General features: G+C 44.6%; 18 protein-coding genes and 1 pseudogene. 5 read left to right on the top strand and 14 right to left on the bottom strand.

The features are described 5' to 3' along the window. The first annotated feature begins 56 nt into the window (after positions 1–56). Positions 57–842, top strand: a complete 786-nt coding sequence (locus BTW00_RS12060) for a transglutaminase family protein (protein ID WP_075107609.1) — start codon at positions 57–59, stop codon at positions 840–842. 42 nt (positions 843–884) lie between these two features. Then, positions 885–1625: a peptidase gene (locus tag BTW00_RS12055; protein ID WP_075107608.1), complete on the top strand. Its 741-nt coding sequence runs from the start codon at positions 885–887 to the stop codon at positions 1623–1625. Between the two features lie 50 nt (positions 1626–1675). On the opposite strand, the gene uvrA is transcribed toward BTW00_RS12055, so the two are convergent. The 5 genes from uvrA to yghU all read right to left on the bottom strand — a co-directional run bounded on the left by uvrA (position 1676) and on the right by yghU (position 10384). After that, positions 1676–4243 (bottom strand): excinuclease ABC subunit UvrA, encoded by a 2568-nt coding sequence (uvrA, locus tag BTW00_RS12050; protein WP_075107607.1) that lies wholly within the window; start codon positions 4241–4243, stop codon positions 1676–1678. A 234-nt stretch (positions 4244–4477) separates the two neighbouring features. Beyond that, positions 4478–5722, bottom strand: a complete 1245-nt coding sequence (locus BTW00_RS12045; RefSeq protein ID WP_075107606.1) for a DUF819 domain-containing protein — start codon at positions 5720–5722, stop codon at positions 4478–4480. Positions 5723–5985: 263 nt separating this feature from the next. Next, positions 5986–7650, bottom strand: coding sequence for a DEAD/DEAH box helicase (locus tag BTW00_RS12040; RefSeq protein ID WP_075107605.1), 1665 nt, complete (start codon positions 7648–7650; stop codon positions 5986–5988). 565 nt (positions 7651–8215) lie between these two features. Beyond that, entirely contained in the window at positions 8216–9301 is a 1086-nt protein-coding gene (locus BTW00_RS12035) for a DUF1176 domain-containing protein (RefSeq protein ID WP_083603648.1), read from the bottom strand. Positions 9302–9544: 243 nt separating this feature from the next. Further along, complete coding sequence (gene yghU, locus BTW00_RS12030; protein ID WP_075107604.1) at positions 9545–10384, bottom strand: glutathione-dependent disulfide-bond oxidoreductase; 840 nt, start codon at positions 10382–10384, stop codon at positions 9545–9547. A gap of 360 nt (positions 10385–10744) precedes the next feature. Here yghU and BTW00_RS12025 point away from each other — a divergent pair, with 360 nt between their 5' ends. Further along, positions 10745–12121 carry a DHA2 family efflux MFS transporter permease subunit gene (locus BTW00_RS12025; protein ID WP_075107603.1) on the top strand — a complete coding sequence of 459 codons (1377 nt, stop codon included), beginning with the start codon at positions 10745–10747 and terminating at the stop codon, positions 12119–12121. Between the two features lie 156 nt (positions 12122–12277). On the opposite strand, the gene bfr (BTW00_RS12020) is transcribed toward BTW00_RS12025, so the two are convergent. The 3 genes from bfr (BTW00_RS12020) to BTW00_RS12010 form a co-directional block, all read right to left on the bottom strand. After that, positions 12278–12760: a bacterioferritin gene (bfr, locus tag BTW00_RS12020; RefSeq protein WP_075107602.1), complete on the bottom strand. Its 483-nt coding sequence runs from the start codon at positions 12758–12760 to the stop codon at positions 12278–12280. A 62-nt stretch (positions 12761–12822) separates the two neighbouring features. Further along, the gene (bfr, locus tag BTW00_RS12015) at positions 12823–13311 is read right to left on the bottom strand and encodes a bacterioferritin (RefSeq protein WP_075107601.1); all 489 of its coding nucleotides are present in this window, start codon (positions 13309–13311) and stop codon (positions 12823–12825) included. Between the two features lie 377 nt (positions 13312–13688). Then, positions 13689–13880 carry a bacterioferritin-associated ferredoxin gene (locus BTW00_RS12010; protein ID WP_075107600.1) on the bottom strand — a complete coding sequence of 64 codons (192 nt, stop codon included), beginning with the start codon at positions 13878–13880 and terminating at the stop codon, positions 13689–13691. A gap of 306 nt (positions 13881–14186) precedes the next feature. On the opposite strand from BTW00_RS12010, the gene BTW00_RS12005 reads away from it, so the two are divergent. Beyond that, a complete protein-coding gene (locus BTW00_RS12005) occupies positions 14187–14516 on the top strand; it encodes a helix-turn-helix transcriptional regulator (protein WP_075107599.1) in 330 nt (109 codons plus the stop codon). A 130-nt stretch (positions 14517–14646) separates the two neighbouring features. Here BTW00_RS12005 and BTW00_RS12000 read toward each other — a convergent pair. The 5 genes and pseudogenes from BTW00_RS12000 to BTW00_RS11980 form a co-directional block, all read right to left on the bottom strand. Further along, positions 14647–15366: pseudogene (locus tag BTW00_RS12000) on the bottom strand (sulfate/molybdate ABC transporter ATP-binding protein); the annotation flags it as partial. Between the two features lie 97 nt (positions 15367–15463). Next, positions 15464–16402 (bottom strand): sulfate ABC transporter permease subunit CysW, encoded by a 939-nt coding sequence (gene cysW, locus BTW00_RS11995; protein WP_075107597.1) that lies wholly within the window; start codon positions 16400–16402, stop codon positions 15464–15466. A gap of 1 nt (position 16403) precedes the next feature. Then, complete coding sequence (cysT, locus tag BTW00_RS11990) at positions 16404–17288, bottom strand: sulfate ABC transporter permease subunit CysT (protein WP_075107596.1); 885 nt, start codon at positions 17286–17288, stop codon at positions 16404–16406. Positions 17289–17511: 223 nt separating this feature from the next. After that, entirely contained in the window at positions 17512–18603 is a 1092-nt protein-coding gene (locus BTW00_RS11985; RefSeq protein WP_075107624.1) for a sulfate ABC transporter substrate-binding protein, read from the bottom strand. Between the two features lie 268 nt (positions 18604–18871). After that, complete coding sequence (locus BTW00_RS11980; RefSeq protein ID WP_083603647.1) at positions 18872–19999, bottom strand: sulfate ABC transporter substrate-binding protein; 1128 nt, start codon at positions 19997–19999, stop codon at positions 18872–18874. 366 nt (positions 20000–20365) lie between these two features. Between BTW00_RS11980 and BTW00_RS11975 the strand changes: the two genes are divergently transcribed. Further along, positions 20366–20884, top strand: coding sequence for a hypothetical protein (locus tag BTW00_RS11975; RefSeq protein WP_075107595.1), 519 nt, complete (start codon positions 20366–20368; stop codon positions 20882–20884). A 140-nt stretch (positions 20885–21024) separates the two neighbouring features. Here BTW00_RS11975 and sat read toward each other — a convergent pair whose 3' ends face one another. Further along, positions 21025–22293 carry a sulfate adenylyltransferase gene (gene sat, locus BTW00_RS11970; protein WP_143506607.1) on the bottom strand — a complete coding sequence of 423 codons (1269 nt, stop codon included), beginning with the start codon at positions 22291–22293 and terminating at the stop codon, positions 21025–21027. Positions 22294–22470 lie beyond the last annotated feature (177 nt).

The raw sequence follows: 22470 nt of genomic DNA, 5'->3' as shown, positions 1-22470 counted from the left end.
ACCAATAATAATGGCTCATGAGACATATGGAATAAACAGAAAAAGGAGAAGATATTATGAAACTTCAAATCAGTCATCAAACCAACTATTATTACGATGAGCTGGCGCAGCGCAGTGTACAGTACATACGCATGACCCCCATGCAAATGCCGCACCAAACCATTCATAAATGGGATGTCATGCTCCCTAAAGTGGCGACCAACCAAAAGGACGGCTTTGGTAATGCATGGCTCACGCTCAGTCGTAACGAGGCACATAACAACTTACAAATGCAAGCATCGGGTGTCGTTGAGATCAATACCGAAACCGAACGTTTAGAGGATATGGATCATGTCCCCTACCTGCTATTTACCGTACAAACCCCGTTAACCAAATGCTCACAAGAGATGCGAGAGTTTGCAGCACCTTATCTGAAAACCCCTACTCACGATAGCCTAAAGGCGTTGGCAAATGCACTGATTATGAAAATGCCTTTTGTTAAAGACGTCACGCATGTGGGCACGACCGCTGCTGAGGCATTTGCGACAAGTGCCGGTGTGTGCCAAGACCATACGCATGTATTTTTAAGCATCTTGCGCGATCAACAGATTCCAGCGCGTTATGTATCTGGTTATCTGTATGATGATACCGAAAATCACATGGCCAGTCACGCATGGGCTGAGGTTTGGCTAGATGGTTACTGGTATACTTTTGATATCTCAAATCAGGCATTTACCCCAAACTCACATGTGTATGTGGCGATTGGGCGAGATTATCTAGATACGGCACCTGTTCGCGGCGTGCGTATGGGTGGCGGTTACGAAAATCTTTACAGTTTAGTATTAGTCAAAAAGCTATCATAGCGTTTGCTGTTTTCTACAATTTTTCTTTATCAAGGGTATCTTATGACCTATTGTGCTGCCATTCGTCTAAAAGACGGTATGGTCTTTGCCAGTGACACGCGCACCAATGCCGGTGTTGATCACATATCGACATTTAGAAAGTTATATCAATATGGCGTTGAGGGCGAGCGCTTTATGGTGCTACAGACAGCGGGTAGCTTAGCGACGTCGCAAGCCGTATTCAATAAACTACAAAACGACATTGACCAGCGTGCTGAGAGCAACCTCAATACGGTAGCGACGTTGTTTGATGCGGCGCAAATGGTTGGCGAATGTATGCGTGATATTATGAATCATGCAAAAGCAGTCGCTAATTCTAGTCGCGATGGGGCCTTTACTAGCTCGTTTATGCTTGGTGGTCAAATTAAAGGACATCTGCCTGAGTTATACCTGATTTATCCTGAAGGCAATTGCATCAAAGCCACAGAAGATACGCCTTTCTTTCAATTGGGCGAAAGCAAATATGGCAAACCTATTTTGGATCGTTCTGTCAGCTATAACATGGATGTAAGACACGCGGCACGTGCGTTGATGCTGTCATTTGATTCGACTATTCACTCAAATCTATCAGTCGGTATGCCGATAGATTTTGTGCTTTATAAAAATGACAGTTTGATCTTACCCAAAGGTCGCCGTATTGATGAGCGTGATGAGTACTTTAATACCATCCGTCATCAATGGTCAGATGCGTTACGTCGCACGTTAGTTGAATTGCCCAAATGCCCTGATAATTATTGGGGATAGCCCCTTCACTCTTAGACCCCATTTGAAAACTGGTCGTCACATCAATAAAATCACACCAATAAAAACGGTGCGGTGCGACTGTCTTCTGATTGGGCCACGTCTTCTGGCGTACCTTGAGCGACAATTAACCCGCCCTCATCACCTGCCCCTGGCCCCATATCAATCACCCAGTCGCTATTGCTGGCCACTTGCATATCATGCTCAACCATGATGACGGTGTTCCCCGCATCGACCAAACCGTTTAATTGCGCCATCAGCATGGATACATCAGCAGGATGTAAACCTGTGGTTGGCTCATCTAAGATATAGAGCGTATCGCCTCGTTGCGTGCGTTGTAGTTCAGTGGCAAGCTTGATGCGCTGTGCTTCACCCCCTGATAGCTCAGTGGCGGGCTGCCCCAAACGTAAGTAACCAAGCCCCACTTGCAGCAATGCATCCAATGCGCGCAAGATAGGCGCTTCATCAACAAAGAACTCATGAGCCGCTTCAACAGTTAAATTTAATACTTCAGCAATGTTTTTATCTCGATACGTGATGGTAAGTGTTTCTTCGTCATAGCGTTGCCCATGACAGACCTGACAAGGTGCATAGACACTTGGTAAAAATAGCAGCTCCACACTGACAAAACCCAAACCTTCACAATTTGGACAGCGGCCTTTTTTGGTGTTAAACGAGAAACGTCCAGCGTCATAGCCATGTGCTTTTGCTTGCTTAGTTGCGGCAAACAGCTTACGCACATCATCGAACAATCCTGTATAGGTTGCTAGGTTTGAGCGCGGTGTCCGCCCAATCGCCTTTTGATTGATATTAATAAGACGACGGACTTGCTCCATGCCAGCGACAATTTCACCACCAGTGACTGTCTCAAGCTCTTGCTCAAGCAAATCTGCCTCACCTACAGGCGCTTCAGTAACCGTCTTTTGCCCCAATACTTCACTGATAAGCTCTACCAATGCTTGGCTGACAAGACTCGACTTACCTGACCCTGAGACACCCGTGACACTAGTCATCACCCCAAGCGGAAACTCAACACCCAAGCCTGTTATATTATTGCGCTCGATATTTGCGAGTTTCAGCCACGCTGTCGGTTGCCTTGTGTCAGATTTTGACTGATGATTCGCCGTGTCGTTAGCAAAGAGATATTGACCCGTATGCGACTGCGCAACCTCACGTAGCCCTTCTACAGGCCCACTATAGACAATCTCTCCGCCATGCGTGCCAGCCTGTGGCCCGACATCTACTACCCAATCAGCATGCCCAATCACACTCACGTCGTGCTCAACCACAAACACCGAGTTACCAGACGCGATCAGATCATCTAGCGCCCCAAGTAGCGCCTGCGTGTCAGCAGGGTGCAGACCTGCTGATGGCTCATCAAGGACATAAACCACGCCAAACAGTTGCGAGCGAATCTGGGTCGCTAATCGCAATCGTTGCAGTTCACCAGGCGATAGCGTTGGCGTGGTACGCTCAAGTGACAGATAACCGAGCCCAAGCCGTGTTAGTGCCTCAATACGAGAGAGAATATCACTGGCAATACGCTGGGCAACGATGGCTTTTTCGCGGTTTGGTGTGTCATCAGCTACTTTGGTGTGTGCTGTTTTCTCAAGTTTGATGGCCATATCCGTCAATGTGAGCTGCGATAGCTCACCGATATCGAGTCCTGCAAATTTAACCGACAGTGATTCTTTCTTAAGTTTTTTGCCGTGACATTCTGGACACTCGGATATCTGCATAAATTGCGACACGCGTTTTTTGGTGCGCGGGCTTTGAGTAGTGGCAAAAGAATGCAAAATAAAGTTTTTGGCACTGGTAAACGTACCCATATAGTTTGGCTTTTCCCCTTTCTCAATTGCCTCCCGTGTCTGTTCTATATCATACTCAGGATAAACAGGCACTGTTGGTGTCTCATCGGTAAACAAGATCCAGTCGCGGGTCTTCTTTGGCAGGGTGTGCCAAGGCTTATCGATATCATAGCCTAGTGTGGTCAATATACGGCTCAGGTTTTGACCTTGCCATGCCGGTGGCCATGCCGCAATGGCACGCTCGCGAATGCTCTTGGTATTATCTGGTACCAGCAGATCCTCGGTGACCTCAAACACACGGCCGATGCCTGAACACGTGGGACAGGCACCATCTGGCGTATTGGGCGAGAACGCATCGGCATACAGTATCTCTTGGCCGGCGGGATACTCTCCGGCTCGTGAGTACAGCATACGAAGACCATTAGATATGGTTGTTACACTACCGACGGACGAGCGTACTGACGGCGTACCCCGCTGCTGCTGTAAGGCAACTGCTGGCGGTAACCCTTCTATAGTATCGACATCGGGTTCATCAACCTGATCGATGAGCCTTCTGGCATAAGGCGATACTGAATCAAGATAGCGGCGCTGTGACTCGGCAAATAGCGTACCGAATGCCAGTGATGATTTTCCCGATCCAGATATACCCGTAAAGACCACTAAGGCATTGCGCGGTAAATCCACATCGACGTTCTTTAAATTATGAACACGGGCACCTCTGACCTGAATATTTTCTTGATTAGGGTTATATAGAGCGTTCTTGACGACACTTGTCTTATTTTCTGTTGCTTCTAATTGTTTAGGATTGGCCATGACGCTATTTTTCCTATTGAGACACTATTTATTGCTAACGTATTTATTATTATTCATCTGAGTAGCAGGAAGGTTAACACGTACTCATGCAGGGGTGTGGCAATGCTTACGTATCAATAGCATAGATAGACAAAACGACAACTTAAGTCATTAGGCACCTTATAATAAAAAAACCCGCAATCATTGCAGGTTTTTTGAGGAAAAAATGCTATCAGAATATGGATAACCTAAATACTAACCCACTACCAAGCGCATCAATTGGGTACTGATATACCCGCCAAACGTACCCACCGCATAGCCCATAATACCCAAAAATACCCCAACAGGCGCAAGCGATGGATGAAAAGCCGTCGCGACAATCGGCGCAGAGGACGCACCGCCCGTATTGGCATTAGAACCTACCGCCAAAAAGAAAAACGGCGCACGGATAAGTCTGGCAACAGCAAAGATAATTACGACGTGAATACTCATCCATAAAAAGCCGATAAGCAATAGCCGCCACTGCGAGACAATACCCGCTAAATTAATCTGCATACCAATCGCGGCAATCAGCACGAAGATAAATACGGTACCCATTTTGGACGCGCCCACATGGTCGAGTCTGCGAATCTTAGTAAAAGAAAAAATGACACCTAACAGAGTAATAATGACTACCATCCAAAAGAATGAACTGGCAAAACTATATTGCACCGCCCATTTATATGGGGCAAAAAAGTCAGCAATTTGTCCACCAACAAAGTGCGTGACTCCTACCATGGCAAAGCACAAACCAAACATCACCATCAAATCATTGATGGTGGCTGGACGGGCATGATCGCGCTCATAGCTTTCGACGGCTTTGATAACTTTATCAATACTACTGGTATCAGCTCGCAAGAATCGATCGATCTTTGCGCTGTGTTTTGCCATTACTAATATTGCCAATAACCACAATGAGGCATTAGTGGCATCCACCAAGATCATCATACCAAACAAATCATCACTGACCCCAAACAGCTCTTTCATTGCCGCTTGGTTAGCTGCACCGCCGATCCAACTGCCTGCCACGGCTGAAAATCCACGCCATAATGTATCGTCGACAAACATCTCAGGTGACACCCATTTGGCGATTCCTAAGCTAATAGGTCCACTGATGATAATGGCGATACTGGCGGCAAAGAACATGGCAATCGCTTTCCAACCCAATCCTAGTATTTTGGGAACATCCATGGATAAGGTCATCAATAGCAAACTGGCTGGCAGCAGATACGTCGCGGTAAATCCATAAATCTGTGAACCCACCCCATCGGCGAACACCCCTAAGCTATTCAAAGTAGCAGGTATAAAGCAGCACAGCACAATACCGGGCAATACCGCATAAAACCGTCGCCAGAATTTACTCGGCAAACCTTGGGTATAGAACACTAGGCCAATGATTGCCATAATGATACCGAAAGCTAATGGCAGGCTATCAATTGCTAAAGAGGAGGTAGTAGGCATCAAGGCGCTCCGAGGCAAACAACTGGCAAAAGTGAATCAGTATAGACAAGCTAAAAAACTCGCGCAAGCAGACATTATGCTTGGTTTGACGACCAATGGGTCTATCACTTCAGTAAACCGCCGTCGTTCACTCGAGATATCCACTTTAAGGTTTATGATGGCTAGAGCAAACATAAAAAAGCCAGATAACAAGTATCTGGCTTTTTGCTGCTATCTTTAGACGATTAATGAATTAGTAACTTTAATCATTCGTTATAGCGATATTATGAGTTTTTACCACGGTTGCCGCCGTTTGGACGACCTTGGCCACGGCTGTCAGAACGACTTGCTGGGCGACCTTGGCTGCCACTTGGACGACCACGACCTGTCGCAGCACGCTCACCACGTGGAACGCCATTGCTATCACCGCGGCTTGGACCACCAGTGCGCTTGCCTTGATACGGCTTGCAACCTGAACGCTCATTTGGTTTGCCTGACGTGTCACGTGGCTTACCTTGATAACCGCTGTCGTTGCTTGCACGTTGACCAGTTAGTGCGCCATCACTTGAACGACCACGACCACCGCCACTAGATTTGCCAGCATAACCACCGCTTGAACGGCCACGGCCTTGACCACCGCCATTAGAGCGACCACGGCCACGACCACGGCCTTTACCTTTGTTTTCGCTAGGTACGTAGGTTTTCTTAGGCTCCATACCTTCAATAACACAGACTTCCATCTTGCGATCTAAGTAACGGTTGATGGCGGCCAATTGTGGACGATCATCCATGCTGCATAGGCTGATAGCCACACCAGTACGACCAGCACGGCCACAACGACCAATACGGTGGACGTAATCTTCAGTTTGACGTGGTAAGTCATAGTTGATGACGTGTGAGATTGCTGGCACGTCTAGGCCACGAGCCGCAACATCAGTGGCCACTAGGATTTTGCATTTGCCATTGCGCAAATCTTGAACGATGCGGTTACGCTTGCTCTGTGGCAGGTCACCATGTAGGAAGCTTGCTTTATGGCCCGCTTCTTGTAGTTGTTTTGCCAATTTTTCAGTACTGCGTTTGGTTGCAGCAAAGATAATGATTTGATCCATCTCTTGTTGGCAAACGATTTTGTCAAGCAAGCGGTTTTTGTGATCAAAATCATCACAGTAGTACACTTTTTCTTCGATGTGTGCAGATTCTACTTTGATTGATACGCGCTCAGGATTCTTAGTGAAGCTGGCAGCGATTTTACCGACTGGGCCATCCCAAGTTGCTGAACACATGACGGTCTGGCGATCCACAGGAGCGGCGCGCAAAATGTCACTGATATCATCAGCAAAACCCATGTCTAGCATGCGATCCGCTTCATCCAGTACCAATACTTCTAGGTTTGATAGATCAACACGGCCTGCATTGATATGGTCGAGTAGACGACCAGGTGTTGCAACGATTACTTGAACGCCTTTTTTCAAAGCAGTGATCTGACCGTTGTATGGTGCGCCGCCAACGAGTGGTACACAAAATAGACCACGCATGTCTTTAGAATACGTACGGACGCTATCATGTACTTGCTGAGCAAGTTCACGCGTTGGTGTTAGGATAAGTGCTTTGGTTAGTTTGTCAAAGCTGGTCGCACGGCTCAAACGATCGAGTACTGGGATCACGAATGCCGCTGTTTTACCACTACCCGTTTGCGCTGACAATAAAAGGTCACGGCCGGCTAGTGCAAAAGGAATGGCTTGTTCTTGAATAGGGGTTGGATTGGTATAGCCACTGCGATCAAGTGCAGTAAGAATTGGCTTAGCAATGCCAAGATCAGTAAAGGTGACTTTGTTTTCTTCAGCAGCGTCAGTAGTAGCCGCTTGAGCATTGGTGTCAGTATTTGCAGTAGTGTCGTTGCTTTCGATGATGCCGTTTTCAGCAGCGATTGCAGATAAGATGTCAGTCATAGTAATCCTTGGTAAGTATAAGCTGCTGTAAATTCAGCAAACTTGATGCATACCACTGATAACCGTTCATCACGCTGCTTTTATTAAAGGTTACCGAGCAACATAAAAGTGTCGATAATCAGAAACCAAGCCAATAGAGCTTAGCGTCTTTATAATAAATGCGTTCGTGCTGTCTGACGTATTTTGGTGGTAGTGCCGAGTGTCTTATCCATGCTTGATATACGCATATTATCAATGCTTTGTCCAAAGCAGATAATCGCAAACAGCAACCAATCTAGACCCTATATAGGTCAGTAGATAAGATATGAGTCAAAAATAACTGATATATTTAAGGCGTTATTTAAGTACACAAAATCATCGGCAACAATTACTTATGGTCATCCTAGACCCAAAATCGCAGGCGATGTTATCAATCTCATAATTCACGAAAGCCTAAGCTAACGTGGCGACGCAGTATAGCACAATAAAAAATTATGTGTAGCCATTTATTCAATTACTGAGTAAATAGCCCGAATAAGTCCTCTATTGAGCATGCTAAACGTCTCATTCAATAAAAAATCGGTGATTATTTGACTACTTTAACATCCGTGACATAAGTCGGCAGCTGCCATGCCCCGCCCGCTTCGATAAGACGGCACAGTCCAGTGGTGCTTTCATGGCTTTTTTCAAACGCGCGGCCCGTCCACACCCAATCGACTTGACTCATACAGTCGCCAATACCGCGACCTTTTTGTACTGAGCTAAGCTTACCTTTGTCGTAATTGGTGGCGCTAGTCGTGACCAATGTCGGCTTGTAAGGTTTGCTATCATTGATCACCCACACCCCACTACCCGCATTGTAAGCAGCTGTCCAACAATCATGCTGTGCGAGCAGCTGTGAATCATTTAGGCGACTGACACGCCAAGATGAATCATCTGATAGATTTGGACAATCCGCGTCCGCATCTTTCATGGTTCGTTTCATTAGGGATGCCAATTGAGAAGATCTCATCACAAACTTTTTGCTATTATTGGTATCAGATTTTCCGGCAGGCTCTACAAAACGTAGTACAGGTACTGCTTTAGGGGGTAAGACATTACTATTAGATTTGGTCGCATTATCATGGTTCATCAGCGCACTTGGCGTACCCACGCGTCCTTGGACATCATCGGCCTTTAACATGACCGCACTAGCTCCTCTGTCTGAGAGTTGCCAGCGCGAGTTACGTAATGCGAATGTGATTTTGCTTGATCGCTGAAGGGCGCTAACTAAGGCGGTAACTTGCGCTTGAGTAAGCTCAGCACTGCCTGCGGCTGCAGAATACGGCTTGGTTTCACCATAATTTCGATCGTTAATAAATAGTGATATCCGGTGACGGTTACCTAATTGCATTAAGGCTTTAGAAGAGCTGTCTTTAGCACCACCAAGCTTGACTTTGCCATCTACAACGGCGTTTGCCCCTGCACGGCGGGTCAATAAGACAGAGACAGGAAATTCACTATTATTTTCTGCTTGATAGCCTGCTATCCGACAAGTACGGGTATTATCACAGACTACCTGCCAATCTTGGCTGGTAAACTCAGTTTCGGCGTTCACCATACTCGCTGTACCAAACAAAGCCATACTAACTGCTGCAAGCATAGGTAAGCGCATTTTATTATTGTGTTTCATAATCCATTACTCATCAATCAAATAATTATAAACATCTGTCTATTACAGTGATAAGCGGTTATCTTAACGCATTAATGTTTCTATCTGTTGTGCTAATGTACCATTATGTAAATACAAAAGAAAGTGGTCATCGACTTTACATTCATTATTTTAAATATAATAAAAATAGGCCGATAAGTGAGTAACTTAAACTTACCGGCCCAACTGTCACTGAAAATAATTAAATGATGCTCGTGATAATAATTAATCGATTGGCTTTAGTTCTAGCTCCACAGCACGCTTAACGGCAGGTCTCTCAGCAATTTTTTTCGCCCAGCGCTGTATGTGTTTGTAGTCTTGTACTTGCAAAAACTCTGCCGCATCGTATAGCTTACCGAGTACCAACTGTCCATACCATGCCCAAATAATCATATCGGCAATATTATAATCAGCCTCATCATTACCGCATAAATACTCACTGTCTTTTAGATGGGTATCTAATACATCAAGCTGACGTTTAGTCTCCATGGTGTAACGATTAATTGGATATTCTAACGGCTCTGGTGCATAGGCATAGAAATGTCCGAAACCGCCACCTAAAAAAGGCGCACTACCCATTTGCCACATGATCCACGACAGACAATCCGCTCTCGCTTTTCCTAGCGATAAAGGTAGGAATCTATCAAATTTTTCTGCCAGATACATCAAGATAGCGCCCGACTCAAAAAGAGCAATTGGCTCGCCAGCGGTATCAGCAGAATGATCGACCAACGCTGGGATTTTTGAGTTAGGGTTAATCGCTACAAACCCTGAGCCAAACTGTTCACCTTGCGAGATATCAATTTTATAAGCATCGTACTCAGCACCGCTAATACCAAGCTCTGCCAGCTCTTCTAATAAGATATTAACTTTAACACCATTGGGTGTGTTCAGTGAGTATAGCTGTAGCGGAGCATCGCCTACTGGTAGCTCTTTATCATAACGAGCGCCAGAGGTTGGGCGATTGATGCTTGCGAACTTACCGCCGTTGTCTTTGTCTTGTGTCCAAACTTTAGGCGGTACATATTTATCGTTTTGTGTGTCACTGGTTGATGCATTACTCATAAAATATCCTTAGTGATTATTGCCATTATTTTTGGTCATATTAGCTTTTACTTATCTTAGCACTGCTTTTCTTGATAGCCATGCTAATCATTCTATCAATTGCTATGCTATTTGTTAGCTAGGCTTTACTATAACGATAACCTCTGCTGATATTAAAGTCTTCTCTTGTAATCAATGTTACGATTTTGCTGTGATTAATGACATACCACTCAATGACCCAAGCCCGCCATAATGCTTCGTTACCTTGAGGCACTTTAATTACCCTCTAAGCTTTCTTATACTACTCAACTTATATCGCGCAATCTGTTCGTAAAGACGCGAACCTCACGATTTTATAATAAGATATCCAATGGGATTGACATGCTGACGCTCACCCCAACCCAAAATAAATACCTACCCTATGTCCTAGCGGTAGCGTTATTTATGCAAATTTTAGATGCCACTATTTTGAACACCGCATTGCCACAAATGGCATTAGCGTTGGATGAATCACCGTTAAAAATGCAATGGGCCGTTATCAGCTATGCGCTCACCTTAGCCATTTTCATCCCAATTAGTGGGTTTTTGGCAGATAAGTATGGTACACGCCGTGTTTTCTTATCAGCCATTGTGATATTTTGCGTGGGCTCACTGCTGTGCGCGTTGGCGTCCACATTGAACTTTTTGGTGGTATCACGGGTGATACAAGGTATTGGCGGCGCTATGATGACCCCAGTTGGGCGTTTGATTTTGGTAAAGTCCTACCCGCGTAATCAGTTATTGACGGTAATGAATTTTGCAGTGATTCCTGCCTTGGTCGCGCCGCTAGTTGGACCCTTGCTTGGCGGGTATTTGGTCCAATATGCCAGTTGGCACTGGATATTTTTGATCAATATTCCAATGGGTGTGGTGGGGTTTGTCATTGGCAAAAAACTCATACCTGCGCTGTTTGGGGATAAGCAGTCTTTAGACTGGGTCGGTTTTGGGCTGTTCGCATTGGGTGCGTGCGCCTTAACCTTGGCAGTTGAGATGGGTTCAAAAGTGGGCCACGGTTACAATGCACTATTGCTAGCTGCCGCATCGATTGGTTTTTTACTGGCCTATGTATGGCATGCCAAACGCCATGTTGCGCCGCTATTTTCTTTGACACTCTTTAATGTGCCCACTTTTCGTATTGGTATTACTGGCAATCTATCCACGCGTATTGGCATCAGTGCCGTGCCTTTTTTATTACCATTACTATTACAAGTCGTGTTTGAATACACACCTTCGCAGGCAGGCTGGTTATTAGCACCCATTGCAGTTGGTGCACTTGGGATAAAACCCTTTGTCAGCAAAATTATCCAGCGTTACAGCTATCGCGTGGTATTGGTATACAACACCCTTATTTTGGGTTTACTGATCGTTGTACTAGGACTGTTCTCAGATGCGGCGCAGTGGCCATGGATGATTCCGGTGCTGATTGTGATTGGTGTTTGTAACTCAATCCAGTTCAGTGCCATGAATACCATAACTATCGGCGATCTACAAGGGGCACAGACCAGTAGTGGCAACAGCTTAATGGCCGTCAATCAGCAAATGGCAATCGGATTGGGTATTGCCTTTGGTGCCGCACTGCTCAACTTGTTACGTGAGCGGTTTCAAGTAGATACCTTACTTGCTTTTCAGGTCACTTATTGGGTGCTGGGCGGCTTTACTATTCTCTCAGGGCTGGGTTTTTTACGGCTAAAGCCAGAGGATGGTCGCGGTCTGTACTAACTACCTCGGTAAATACTTAAAAGCTGATTGCCGCATATAAACCTTTAGTGGTTTCTAAACGTAAAAAGCCAGCGTGTATTTTGGTTAAAAACCAATCACACACTGGCAAGTTTGTTTCATTGCTGATTGAGACGAATGCTAATTAAGACAAATTATTTATGGCTCGTCATCATTACTGATTTGTGATTGAATATAGCGTTCTGCACCCATACTTTCTATCAAATCTTCTTGCGTCTCTAGCCAATCCTGGTATTCTTCATTACCATCTTTTAGCGTAACCAGTAGGTGACGAGACACATAGTCAGACTTTGTCTCGCATAGGGTAATCGCATCCGTAATGATACTGAATTTTTGTTTTTCTAAACGCAAGTTGCAATCAATAACTTCTGGCACATCCTCGCCGACCAATACCTTACCCAATTCCTGTAAGTTAGGTAAACCACCTAACAGCAAGATACGCGCAATCAAATCATCTGACCATTTCATCTCAGCGATAGACTGCTTATAAAGTGAGTCGTTAAGCGCTTCTAAGCCCCAATGACGGACGATACGCGCGTGCAAGAAATACTGGTTAATCGCAATTAATGATTGACCAAGTACCTTGTTTAATGCACGAATGACCTCTTTATCCCCTTTCATAATCTCTCTCCCTTTCTTATTTATATTAAATACTATAGTTTTTATTCGTATCTATGATGATATCAAACAAGATTAGGAGTGACTTCAGCCATCTGGGTCTGTAGATAATTAGGCAGACCAATCATGTCAATTAAGCGTAACTGTTGTTCAAGCCAATGCGCATGGTCTTCTTCAGTATCTTTTAGCTGCTCAACAAGCATCTCACGTGTGACATAGTCGTGCTCTGCTTCACAAAGCGCAATGCCTTCTTTTAGATGTTTTTGTACTTTGTATTCTAAATCAAGATCAATTTGCAACATCTCAGGGACAGTGCTGCCGATATTGATCGTATCAACCGTCATTTTTGGCGTACCACTTAGCATTAAGATACGACGGATAATTGCTTGTGCGTGTAGTGTTTCGTCTTCCATTTCATGATGGATACGATCGTACAATTTGCCATAATGCCATTCAGCATACATCTCTGAGTGAATAAAATACTGGTCACGTGCCGCCAGCTCGCCGCCTAACAAGAAATTCAAATAATCAATGACTTTTTGACTGCCTATCATAATGTACACTCCTCTATTTGTTTTTTACAGACCATTATATATCCACATTTTTACATATAAAGACAGCGGAATCGGTAAACTGATCAGTAAAGGGTCAAATCAATAAAACGTCTTACAATCTTTGACAGATATAGTAGCATACAGTCGTCACGTGGCATGTAATGTTGTGAACTAAGAATAAGATGCTAATTGAGAATTGTAATTAGCTACAGTTGTCAGTTACGATACTTGATACATATTGATAGCAGCGATGTTGGCGTATCGATGAGGTTATATGGACGCCTGCTACCTACTCCTTATGTATAATAAAAGAATAGATGCAATATATTGAATATATTTGGTTGGATTAGAGATAAGATCGACTAAGCTGAAAGTAGTTATACTGCATACGCTAAGACATCGAGTGCTGCGTGATGTTCGTCTAAGTAATCATTGACCATAGGCTCACAGCATCCACAGCAAGTTGCAACGTCGAGAGTGTCTTTTAGACCATCAAGGGTATCTACACCAGAAGCAATGGCTGCCTTGATTTGCTTTTCTTTGACGTTATTACAGATACATACGTACATGGATTGGCTCCTCTGATTACCACTATTTGATAGCGACTACTTGCTTAGTATCACGCTGATTACATGCAGTATAATAACGATAATTGTTATCATTTTCAATAACATTCGGAACATTTTTTGGTGTGATGGTACAGTTGTATTTCGCACCACTCATCTATGTAAGTGGATATAAGCGTCCATGTAACCGAATATTGTAGAAGGTAGTAAATTAACGATGAACTGTAATTTTGCTTATTTTTTAATCGATTTTCTAAATAACTGCTATTATATTGAACCCCTATAAACGAAGTCCATTGGAATTTTCCTATGTCTGATAATAATTTTACGATACGACCTATCGATTTGTTCAAAGTCTTATCTGATCCAACACGCCTAAAAATATTTCAAATTCTCTTTAAAAAAGAAGCACGTTGCGTGGGTGATTTGGTAGACATGCTTGATCAACCGCAACCAACGATATCGCGTCATTTGAACCATTTGAAAAAACTGGGTATCTTAAGCTGTGTACGTGACGGTACATGGATGTGGTACGAAGTCGCTGATGACTTACCAGAATGGTGTCAAGACATCTTGAATATCACTTATGATCAACTCTCTCCAAGTGATTCAGATAAAGATGAATCGAGACTTGCTTAAATGTTATAGATAGATAAGTGTAGTTAATTGCATTCTGTATGATTCAACAAGCCAAAAAAAATCCTACCTAAGTAGGATTTTTTTTGGCTCATCAGTTATGGATGACAATGAGATAAAAGCTGAGCCGCTAAGCCAAATCTAAGAAGTCGCTGATGAAGGCATTGGCTGGCTGGTGTATCAGCTCCTCTGACGTTCCTACCTGCTCTACTCTACCTTGATTCATGACGACAATCTCGTCAGAGACGGCGCGGGCTTCTTCTTGATCATGGGTCACCATGATACTTGTGATACCAAGCTCGTGGTGGATATTCTTTAGCCAAGTGCGCAGCTCTTTACGCACTTTGGCATCTAACGCACCAAAGGGCTCATCCAGCAATAGCAGCTTTGGCTTGACCGCAAGTGCCCGTGCTAGCGCGATACGCTGACGCTGACCACCTGATAGTTGGTGCGGATACGCATTGGCAACTTGTGGGAGCTGTACCAGATCTAACAGCTCTGCCACGCGCTTATCGATATCCGCTTTGCTAGGACGTTCATTTTTTGGTAGTAACGTCAATCCAAAGGCAACGTTATCTGCGATGTTCTTATGACGGAACAACGCGTAATGCTGAAACATAAAGCCAATATGACGCTTCTGTACTGGCGTATTGGTGACATCCATCTCATCAAACAGTACCTGTCCAGAGTCGGCATATTCCAGACCCGCAATGATACGTAGCAATGTGGTCTTACCGCAGCCTGATGGACCTAGCAAGGTCGTCAGCTTGCCAGTTGGCACAGTAATATTGATATTGTCTAAAGCCGTAAAGTCACCAAATTTTTTATTAACGTTGCGAATCTCAATGCTCATAATGGTATCTCTTATAATATCTTTTGTCGTATTGAGACTGATGTCTTAACGACTGTGTCAATATGATTGAACAATCCTGAATACTTACCCAAACAACTTATAGCTTACTAGCACTCTCAGCCGTTGACGTCGTCGCATTGGCACTCACTGGTAGCTCAGGGGCAGCCGCCAAACGTTCAGACTTAGCAAATTTTCGCTCTTGTATTTTGGTCATGACTTGCTGAATCAGTAGCGTCACTAGGGCAAGTGCGGCAAGTAAGCTCGATAAGGCAAATGCAGCGGTAAAGTTATAATCATTATAGGCAATCTCAACCAATAGCGGCATGGTATTGGTCTCACCGCGAATGTGACCAGATACCACACTGACCGCACCAAACTCGCCCATCGCACGTGCATTGGTCAAAATCAAACCATATAGCAGCGCCCATTTAATATTAGGCAATGTCACATGCCAAAAGGTCTGCCAACCAGTCGCGCCCAAGGTTAATGCGGCCTGTTCCTCAGAGTCGCCTTGTGTCTGCATCAATGGTATCAGCTCACGTGCCACAAACGGAAAGGTCACAAATAGCGTCGCCAGAATAATACCAGGCACCGCATAGATGACCTGAAAACCCATGCTCTCAAGCCAGCCACCAATTGTAGAGTTCAGACCAAATAGCAGCACAAACATCAAACCGGCAACGACGGGCGAGACAGAAAATGGTAAATCAAGTAAGGTGGTGACCAGCTGCTTACCTTTAAACTGATAGCGTGTGACCAACCACGCAATCGCAATACCCATGACCATGTTGATCGGTAAAACAATCGCCGCTGTGATCAATGTCAGTTTGATCGCTTGTAAGGCCTCAGGGTCAACCAATGACGCAAGATATAACTGCCAGCCGTTTTTAAAAGCCTCATAAAACACAGCCAATAATGGCACCACCAGCATTAGGACCATAAACAGCACAGCGATCACAATAAAGGTACGGCGTATCCATGGCGTGTCTTTGGTCGCAGCGTTGCTTTGGTAGTCGTAGCTATTAGATATTTGCATATTAGCGAGCTCCTACGCGGCGCGACAGTTTCCACTGCATGATATTGATGGTCAATAAAATCACAAACGATATAAGTAGCATAAACAGCGCAACCGCAGAAGCACCTTGAACATCGAACTGCTCAAGTTTACTGATAATGATGAGCGGCAAAATCTCAGACTGCATCGGAATATTACCTGCGATAAAAATAACGGAGCCATACTCGCCAGTAGCACGGGCAAACATCATACCTGCACCCATTAGTAGTGCAGGCAGTAGTTCTGGCAAAATCACTTTACGAAAAGTGGTTAAGCGATTGGCACCTAATACGGCGGCGGCTTCTTCAAACTCAACTGATAGCTCTGCCAGTACTGGCTGTACTGCACGGACGATAAAGGGAAAGCTCACCACAACCAATGCTAGCCAAATACCTATCGGCGTAAAGGCGACCTGAATATCGAACTTGGCAAACCATTGACCAATCAAGCCATTAGGCGCATATAGCGTCGCAAGCGAGATACCTGTAACGGCGGTTGGTAGTGCAAATGGCAAATCAACCAAGGCATTAATTAACGACTTACCCCAAAACTCATAGCGGACAAGTACCCACGCAACCAGTGTACCAAAGACCATATTGGTCAGCATCGCTAAAAATGACATCCATAAGCTGAGCTTAATTGCAGCAGTGACTTGCGGCTGGGTGATGGTTTCCCAAAAGCCCGTCCAACCCATCTGCGTCGTGGTATAAGCCATCATGGCAAACGGCAGCACCACCAATAACGACAAGCTAAAGACAGTAATACCCATGCTCAGACCGAACCCAGGTAGCACATTGCGCTGACGCAAACGGGTCAGCCAACCTTTTTTGTTGCCGGGCTTACTGGCAGAAGAAGATGTTGCACTCATAGTGATGTCCTATTGCCTAACTGATGGTACTTAGCGAGGGTGCTCACTGTAAGACCATTATTACCATTGTTATCAAAATTATTATTGGTCGGCTTATGATATAAAGGACATAGTGCGTACGACCATGTCCTTTACGGGGTGCTTCATGACTGACTGCACGATTAACTAAGTTAATCCGTTTCAGTAGTTAGCGCAGTAGCTAATCTAAGTACTTAGCTCGCGATTACTGAGGCGCGTTAATTGCTAATTGGTCAAACACACCACCATCACTGAAGTAAGTGCTCATGATCTCATCCCATGTGCCAAAGGCATCGTTCGGGCGGAAAGTCTCAACAGGCGGTAATTTATCACCATTTTTGTCAAGCACGCTCTTAACACTAGGACGTAGATATAGATTGGCCGCTAGCTGCTGAGCAGGCTCACTCCATAAGTAATCAAGATACGCTTTGGCAGCGTCTGTAGTGCCTTTTTTATCTGTTACCGTCTTCACAACTGCCACAGGGCTTTCTGATTTGATTGAGTATTTTGGATAAACGATGTCTACTTGACCAGCACCAAAATCAGTCGCTGCAAGGTTGGCTTCGTTTTCAAACGTGACCAACACATCACCAATACCGCGCTGTACGAAAGTCGTTGTCGCGGCACGTCCGCCGTTTTCATAGACTTTGACATTTTTTAGCATGTCTTTTACGTAGCCTTTAGCTTTTGTTTCATCTTGATTAAAAGCATGTAGACCATAACCGTATGCACCTAAGAACGCGTAACGACCGTTACCCGTCACTTTTGGATTGGCCATGACAATCTCAACACCTTCTTTGGTCAAGTCTTCCCAGTCTTTGATATTTTTTGGATTGTCTTTACGCACCAAGAATACGATCGTGCTGGTAAACGGAACCGCGTTGTCTGGGAATTTGCTTTCCCAATCTGACTCAACCAAGCCTTTTTTCTCAAGCAGCTCAATATCAGACCCTTGGTTCATGGTGGCAACATCGGCTTGTAGACCGTTGGCAACAGACAATGCCTGTTTGCTTGAGCCGCCATGTGATTGTTTGATTAAGATATTGCTGTTTGGGTTTTCAGCTTTGTAGTGTTCCACAAATAATGGGTTGTAGTCTTTATAGAAGTCACGTGCCACATCGTATGAGACATTAAGCAGCTCGATATTTTGCCCTTCATTCGTCGCTGAACCATCAGCTGCGGCCTCAGTAGTTTCACTGTTGCTACAACCAGCTAGACCCAATGTCAAAGCAACGCCAGCAATACTCAAGGCACTAAGAGCTTTACTTTTCTGTTGATAACGAGCTACGTCTGTCATAAATACCTCAAAGATGTCTGTTGTGTAATGCAAGTATGCTAACAGCGCCATCTTATTATGTTTAATGATGAATATGCGTATGTTATTGCCAAAAGGGAATAACCAGTAAACAAAGCCAGATATATCAATAAGTTGTTAAAAGAATCTATATGTATAACTGACTGTTTGTTTATTGATGGTTTTAATACTGGCATGTGCCCTATCTATCTTGTCCGCGTTTCATTGAAAGCAGCTAAGATAGATAGTTCTATAAACTAAAAATTAACCACTACTTAGTACTTGCCAGCTGATCAAAACGGCCGCCATCTACAAAAAAGGCATCCATAATCTCTGCCCACGAGCCAAAGACAGCCACAGGTTCAAACGTTTCAATATCAGGTAATGTGTCCTTGTGGGCGACAAGTATTTGCTCATCACTCGGACGCATATACATTTTTGCCATCAGCTCTTGTGCAGGCTTGTCCCACAATCCTTTTAGATAGGCACTTGCCGCTTCGGTCTTGCCCACTTTATCAGTCACTGCCGTGACGACTGCTACTGGGTTGGCAATCGTAATCGAGTAACTGGGATAGACAATATCGACCTGACCCATGGCAAATTGCTGAGCGGCCAAATTCGCCTCATTTTCGGTGGTGATGAGTACATCACCTAGGCCGCGCTGGGTAAAACTGGTCGTCGCAGCACGTGCGCCATTGTCATAAGTGACCACGTTTGCCAACAGCTTTTTGATAAAGTCATTGGTTTGAACTGGGTTGTCACTGCTGCTTTCTTTGAATTGGTGCAAGCCATAGCCGTAAGCCCCCAAAAAGGCATAACGCGCTGTACCACTGGTCTTGGGATTGGGCGTGACCACATCGATATCGTTACGGGCTAAATCTGACCAATCCTGAATGTTTTTTGGATTGCCAGCACGAACCAGTAGCACCATAGTGCTGGTGTACGGCACGGCATTATTTGGTAGTGCTTGCTGCCAGTCAGAAGCGACCAGACCTTTTTCCACCAACAGATTCATATCGCTCTCTTGGTTAAAGGTGACCACATCTGCTTGCAAACCATTGGCAACAGAGAGCGCCTGCTTACTAGAGCCGCCATGCGACTGATTGATATTTACTTTGCTGTTTGGATGGGCTTTTTGATAGTCAGTGCTAAATAGCGCGTTATATTCTTTATAAAAGTCGCGAGACACATCATAGGAGACATTGAGTAGATTGACATCCTGCGTCTCACCATTAGCGTTGTTTACTGCCTCGTTTTGCGTCCCTTCGGTTGGGCTACAGCCTGTCATCATGATCGCTGCTGCGAGCATGCCGCTAGTGGTAAGTACCCGCGCTTTTATATGTTTATTATTGGTTGGCTGGATGCTAGCCATGCGGAATTTTTGGAATTTTTTTTGCATGATGCTCTCGATAAAGGTGGTAGAAGCGTTTTGTTAAAATTCTGATCATCATCATAGGGCTTACAATCATTTGAGCTTGGTTCTTTTGACTTTTACTCTGTTGATTTCGGTTTTCGGATGATGAAAGCTATGCTAGCAGCACAAATAGCAAACGCTTAGTGACGAATCCGCTTATCAAGTCTTGATGTTGGCATAAGCACTTAGCATGTGCTTTTAGGAAATTATGGGAAACGTGAGGTAAATCATTGCAGGCAGGCTTATTAAATAGGCTATAATTTAGCTAGGCTGTACCCTCATTCTATATGGTAGGGCCCAAGCGCCAATACTATATCCATTTTACCGTCTTATTTAACCAAAGGCCTTTTTATGACTCTTTCGTCCCATCGCTTTCATTCTATTGCAGCATTAACATTGATAGCCACTACCCTAGCTGCCGTAACGGGTTGTCATAATGTGACGCCCGCGGTGAAGAGTTCTGCGAACAATGCTGTAGCGGTTCATTCAATTCCAGTGGATGTTATGAAAGACTATATTTCTGGTGATTATGCTTCTGCAGATTATGACAAACGCGCACAAGGCTATGACTGGGTTGGCGTCATGGTGCGTGCAGAGAGTGATCAACAAATCGATATAAAAGTTCGCTCACGTAGCGATATCAAAAAACAGACTTGTCAGTTTGATGGTAAGGCGATATTAATGGGGCAAGACGCGGCACACGGTACAATTTTTCAGGCACAGGCAAATGACAGCACCGTCTTTTTTCAATTTAAAGACAATATGCTGACGATTGATAGCCCAGATACGTATGCGCTGAATTATTTTTGCTCAGGCGGTGGCTCACTTGCGGGAGAATATCAAAAGCTGACAGAAGATTTAGAGGTTTGATAGCTCACGCTAACTGCGGTGAGAGATGCTAAAAATGATAAAAACAAAAAGGTGCCAGACCATAAGTCTGACACCTTTTTTATTATTAATGTAGCACTGATTTTTTACGCTGGCACTTTTTTATGCTGACACGCTAGGGTTTACACCGCAGAGGCGCCCGTGAGTTTGATTTCAGCACGTTCTTCACGAGCGATGCTACCGTAGTAGTTACGTAGTATCTCAAGCACTTCTGGACGGCTAAAGTTCTCTGGTACTTCCATGTCTTCTGACAGCGCTTTACGCAGCTTGGTACCTGATACTTTAACGTGTTCAGACGCGTCATGCGGGCAAGTCTTGTCAGATGCCATCGCATTACAAGCATTACACCAGAACGTCCAGCCAATTTTTAGCGGCTGGGTGATGAGATCGTCTTTGCCAACCTGTTCAAAAATGGTTTGCGCATCAAACGCGCCATAGTAATCGCCCACACCAGCATGGTCGCGACCAACGATCAGATGACTACAGCCATAGTTTTGGCGGAATAACGCGTGCAATAAGGCTTCACGTGGACCAGCATAGCGCATATCTAATGGATAACCTGCTTGAATCACCGTGTCTTGCTTGAAGTAATTATCAATCAAGGTTTTGATGGCTTCTTGACGTACTTCTGCTGGAATGTCACCTGGTTTTAGTGCGCCGAGCAATGAATGAATCATCACACCATCGCAGATCTCAATTGCGATTTTGGCCAGATATTCATGTGAGCGGTGCATCGGGTTACGCGTTTGGAAAGCCGCCACAGTCTTCCAGTTTTTCTCTTCAAAGATTTGACGTGTTTGCGCGGGCGTTTTATAGATACCAGGATAACGCGTTGGGAACTCGCCTTCGCTCAGTACTTCTACGCTACCTGCAATATTGACCTCATCTTGATCCAACACTTGCTGGACGCCTGGATGCTCTGGATCTGTGGTGGTAAATACTTGCTGACACTCGTGTTCTTTATCAATGGTATAGGTCTCTTCTACTGTTAAGATGCCCATAACTTCGCCATCTTGTGCGACCAATGCCACTTTGTCGCCTTGACTCAAACTATCCGCCGTCGCTTTTGGTGCAGACAAGGTGATCGGAATGGGCCAAAACAAACCTTTATTATCCCCACTTTGCAAGCGCATGTTATCAACCACACCTTGCCAATTGGCTTTATTCATAAAACCATTTAATGGTGTAAAGCCGCCAATACCGAACATGATCAGATCACCACGCTCGCGTGAGCTTAAGGTAATGGTTGGTAAGGTGCTGGCAAGCTCTAGTGCTTGCTCGCGTGCTTCGCCTTCTAACAACAGTGGTTTAAGCTCGGCACTGCCATGTGGTGGAACCAGCTTTGATTGGGATTGAGTTTGGCTTTGGGTCTGAATCTGGGTCTGAGACATATCGTTATTAAAACCTCTTATTAGAAAGAATGGTTGGAAGAGATGAGCAAAAATACGAAAGTGATTAAATATACAAAACTGAGCAGAAAACCGTCGATAGATAAGAAGTAGCGTACTAGTGATCAGGCGTTAAATTTGATAAGCATAGGCTACCTAACTTTCGTTATGAAAATTTAT

It is taken from the genome of Psychrobacter sp. C 20.9 (genome assembly GCF_001921765.1).
GTDB lineage: Bacteria > Pseudomonadota > Gammaproteobacteria > Pseudomonadales > Moraxellaceae > Psychrobacter > Psychrobacter piscatorii_B.
Note: the sequence above shows the minus strand (reverse complement) of the source record. Positions and strands in the feature narration are given on the sequence as shown.

Coding starts and splice junctions, on each gene's coding strand:
- BTW00_RS12045 (WP_075107606.1), bottom strand. CDS start 5,722: ATGCCTACTACCTCCTCTTTAGCAATTGATAGCCTGCCATTAGCTTTC.
- cysW (WP_075107597.1), bottom strand. CDS start 16,402: ATGCAAATATCTAATAGCTACGACTACCAAAGCAACGCTGCGACCAAA.
- sat (WP_143506607.1), bottom strand. CDS start 22,293: ATGTCTCAGACCCAGATTCAGACCCAAAGCCAAACTCAATCCCAATCA.
- uvrA (WP_075107607.1), bottom strand. CDS start 4,243: ATGGCCAATCCTAAACAATTAGAAGCAACAGAAAATAAGACAAGTGTC.
- BTW00_RS11980 (WP_083603647.1), bottom strand. CDS start 19,999: ATGCAAAAAAAATTCCAAAAATTCCGCATGGCTAGCATCCAGCCAACC.
- yghU (WP_075107604.1), bottom strand. CDS start 10,384: ATGAGTAATGCATCAACCAGTGACACACAAAACGATAAATATGTACCG.
- bfr (WP_075107602.1), bottom strand. CDS start 12,760: ATGAAAGGGGATAAAGAGGTCATTCGTGCATTAAACAAGGTACTTGGT.
- BTW00_RS12005 (WP_075107599.1), top strand. CDS start 14,187: ATGTCTGATAATAATTTTACGATACGACCTATCGATTTGTTCAAAGTC.
- BTW00_RS11975 (WP_075107595.1), top strand. CDS start 20,366: ATGACTCTTTCGTCCCATCGCTTTCATTCTATTGCAGCATTAACATTG.
- BTW00_RS12010 (WP_075107600.1), bottom strand. CDS start 13,880: ATGTACGTATGTATCTGTAATAACGTCAAAGAAAAGCAAATCAAGGCA.
- BTW00_RS12040 (WP_075107605.1), bottom strand. CDS start 7,650: ATGACTGACATCTTATCTGCAATCGCTGCTGAAAACGGCATCATCGAA.
- BTW00_RS12025 (WP_075107603.1), top strand. CDS start 10,745: ATGCTGACGCTCACCCCAACCCAAAATAAATACCTACCCTATGTCCTA.
- BTW00_RS12035 (WP_083603648.1), bottom strand. CDS start 9,301: ATGAAACACAATAATAAAATGCGCTTACCTATGCTTGCAGCAGTTAGT.
- BTW00_RS12055 (WP_075107608.1), top strand. CDS start 885: ATGACCTATTGTGCTGCCATTCGTCTAAAAGACGGTATGGTCTTTGCC.
- cysT (WP_075107596.1), bottom strand. CDS start 17,288: ATGAGTGCAACATCTTCTTCTGCCAGTAAGCCCGGCAACAAAAAAGGT.
- BTW00_RS12060 (WP_075107609.1), top strand. CDS start 57: ATGAAACTTCAAATCAGTCATCAAACCAACTATTATTACGATGAGCTG.
- bfr (WP_075107601.1), bottom strand. CDS start 13,311: ATGATAGGCAGTCAAAAAGTCATTGATTATTTGAATTTCTTGTTAGGC.
- BTW00_RS11985 (WP_075107624.1), bottom strand. CDS start 18,603: ATGACAGACGTAGCTCGTTATCAACAGAAAAGTAAAGCTCTTAGTGCC.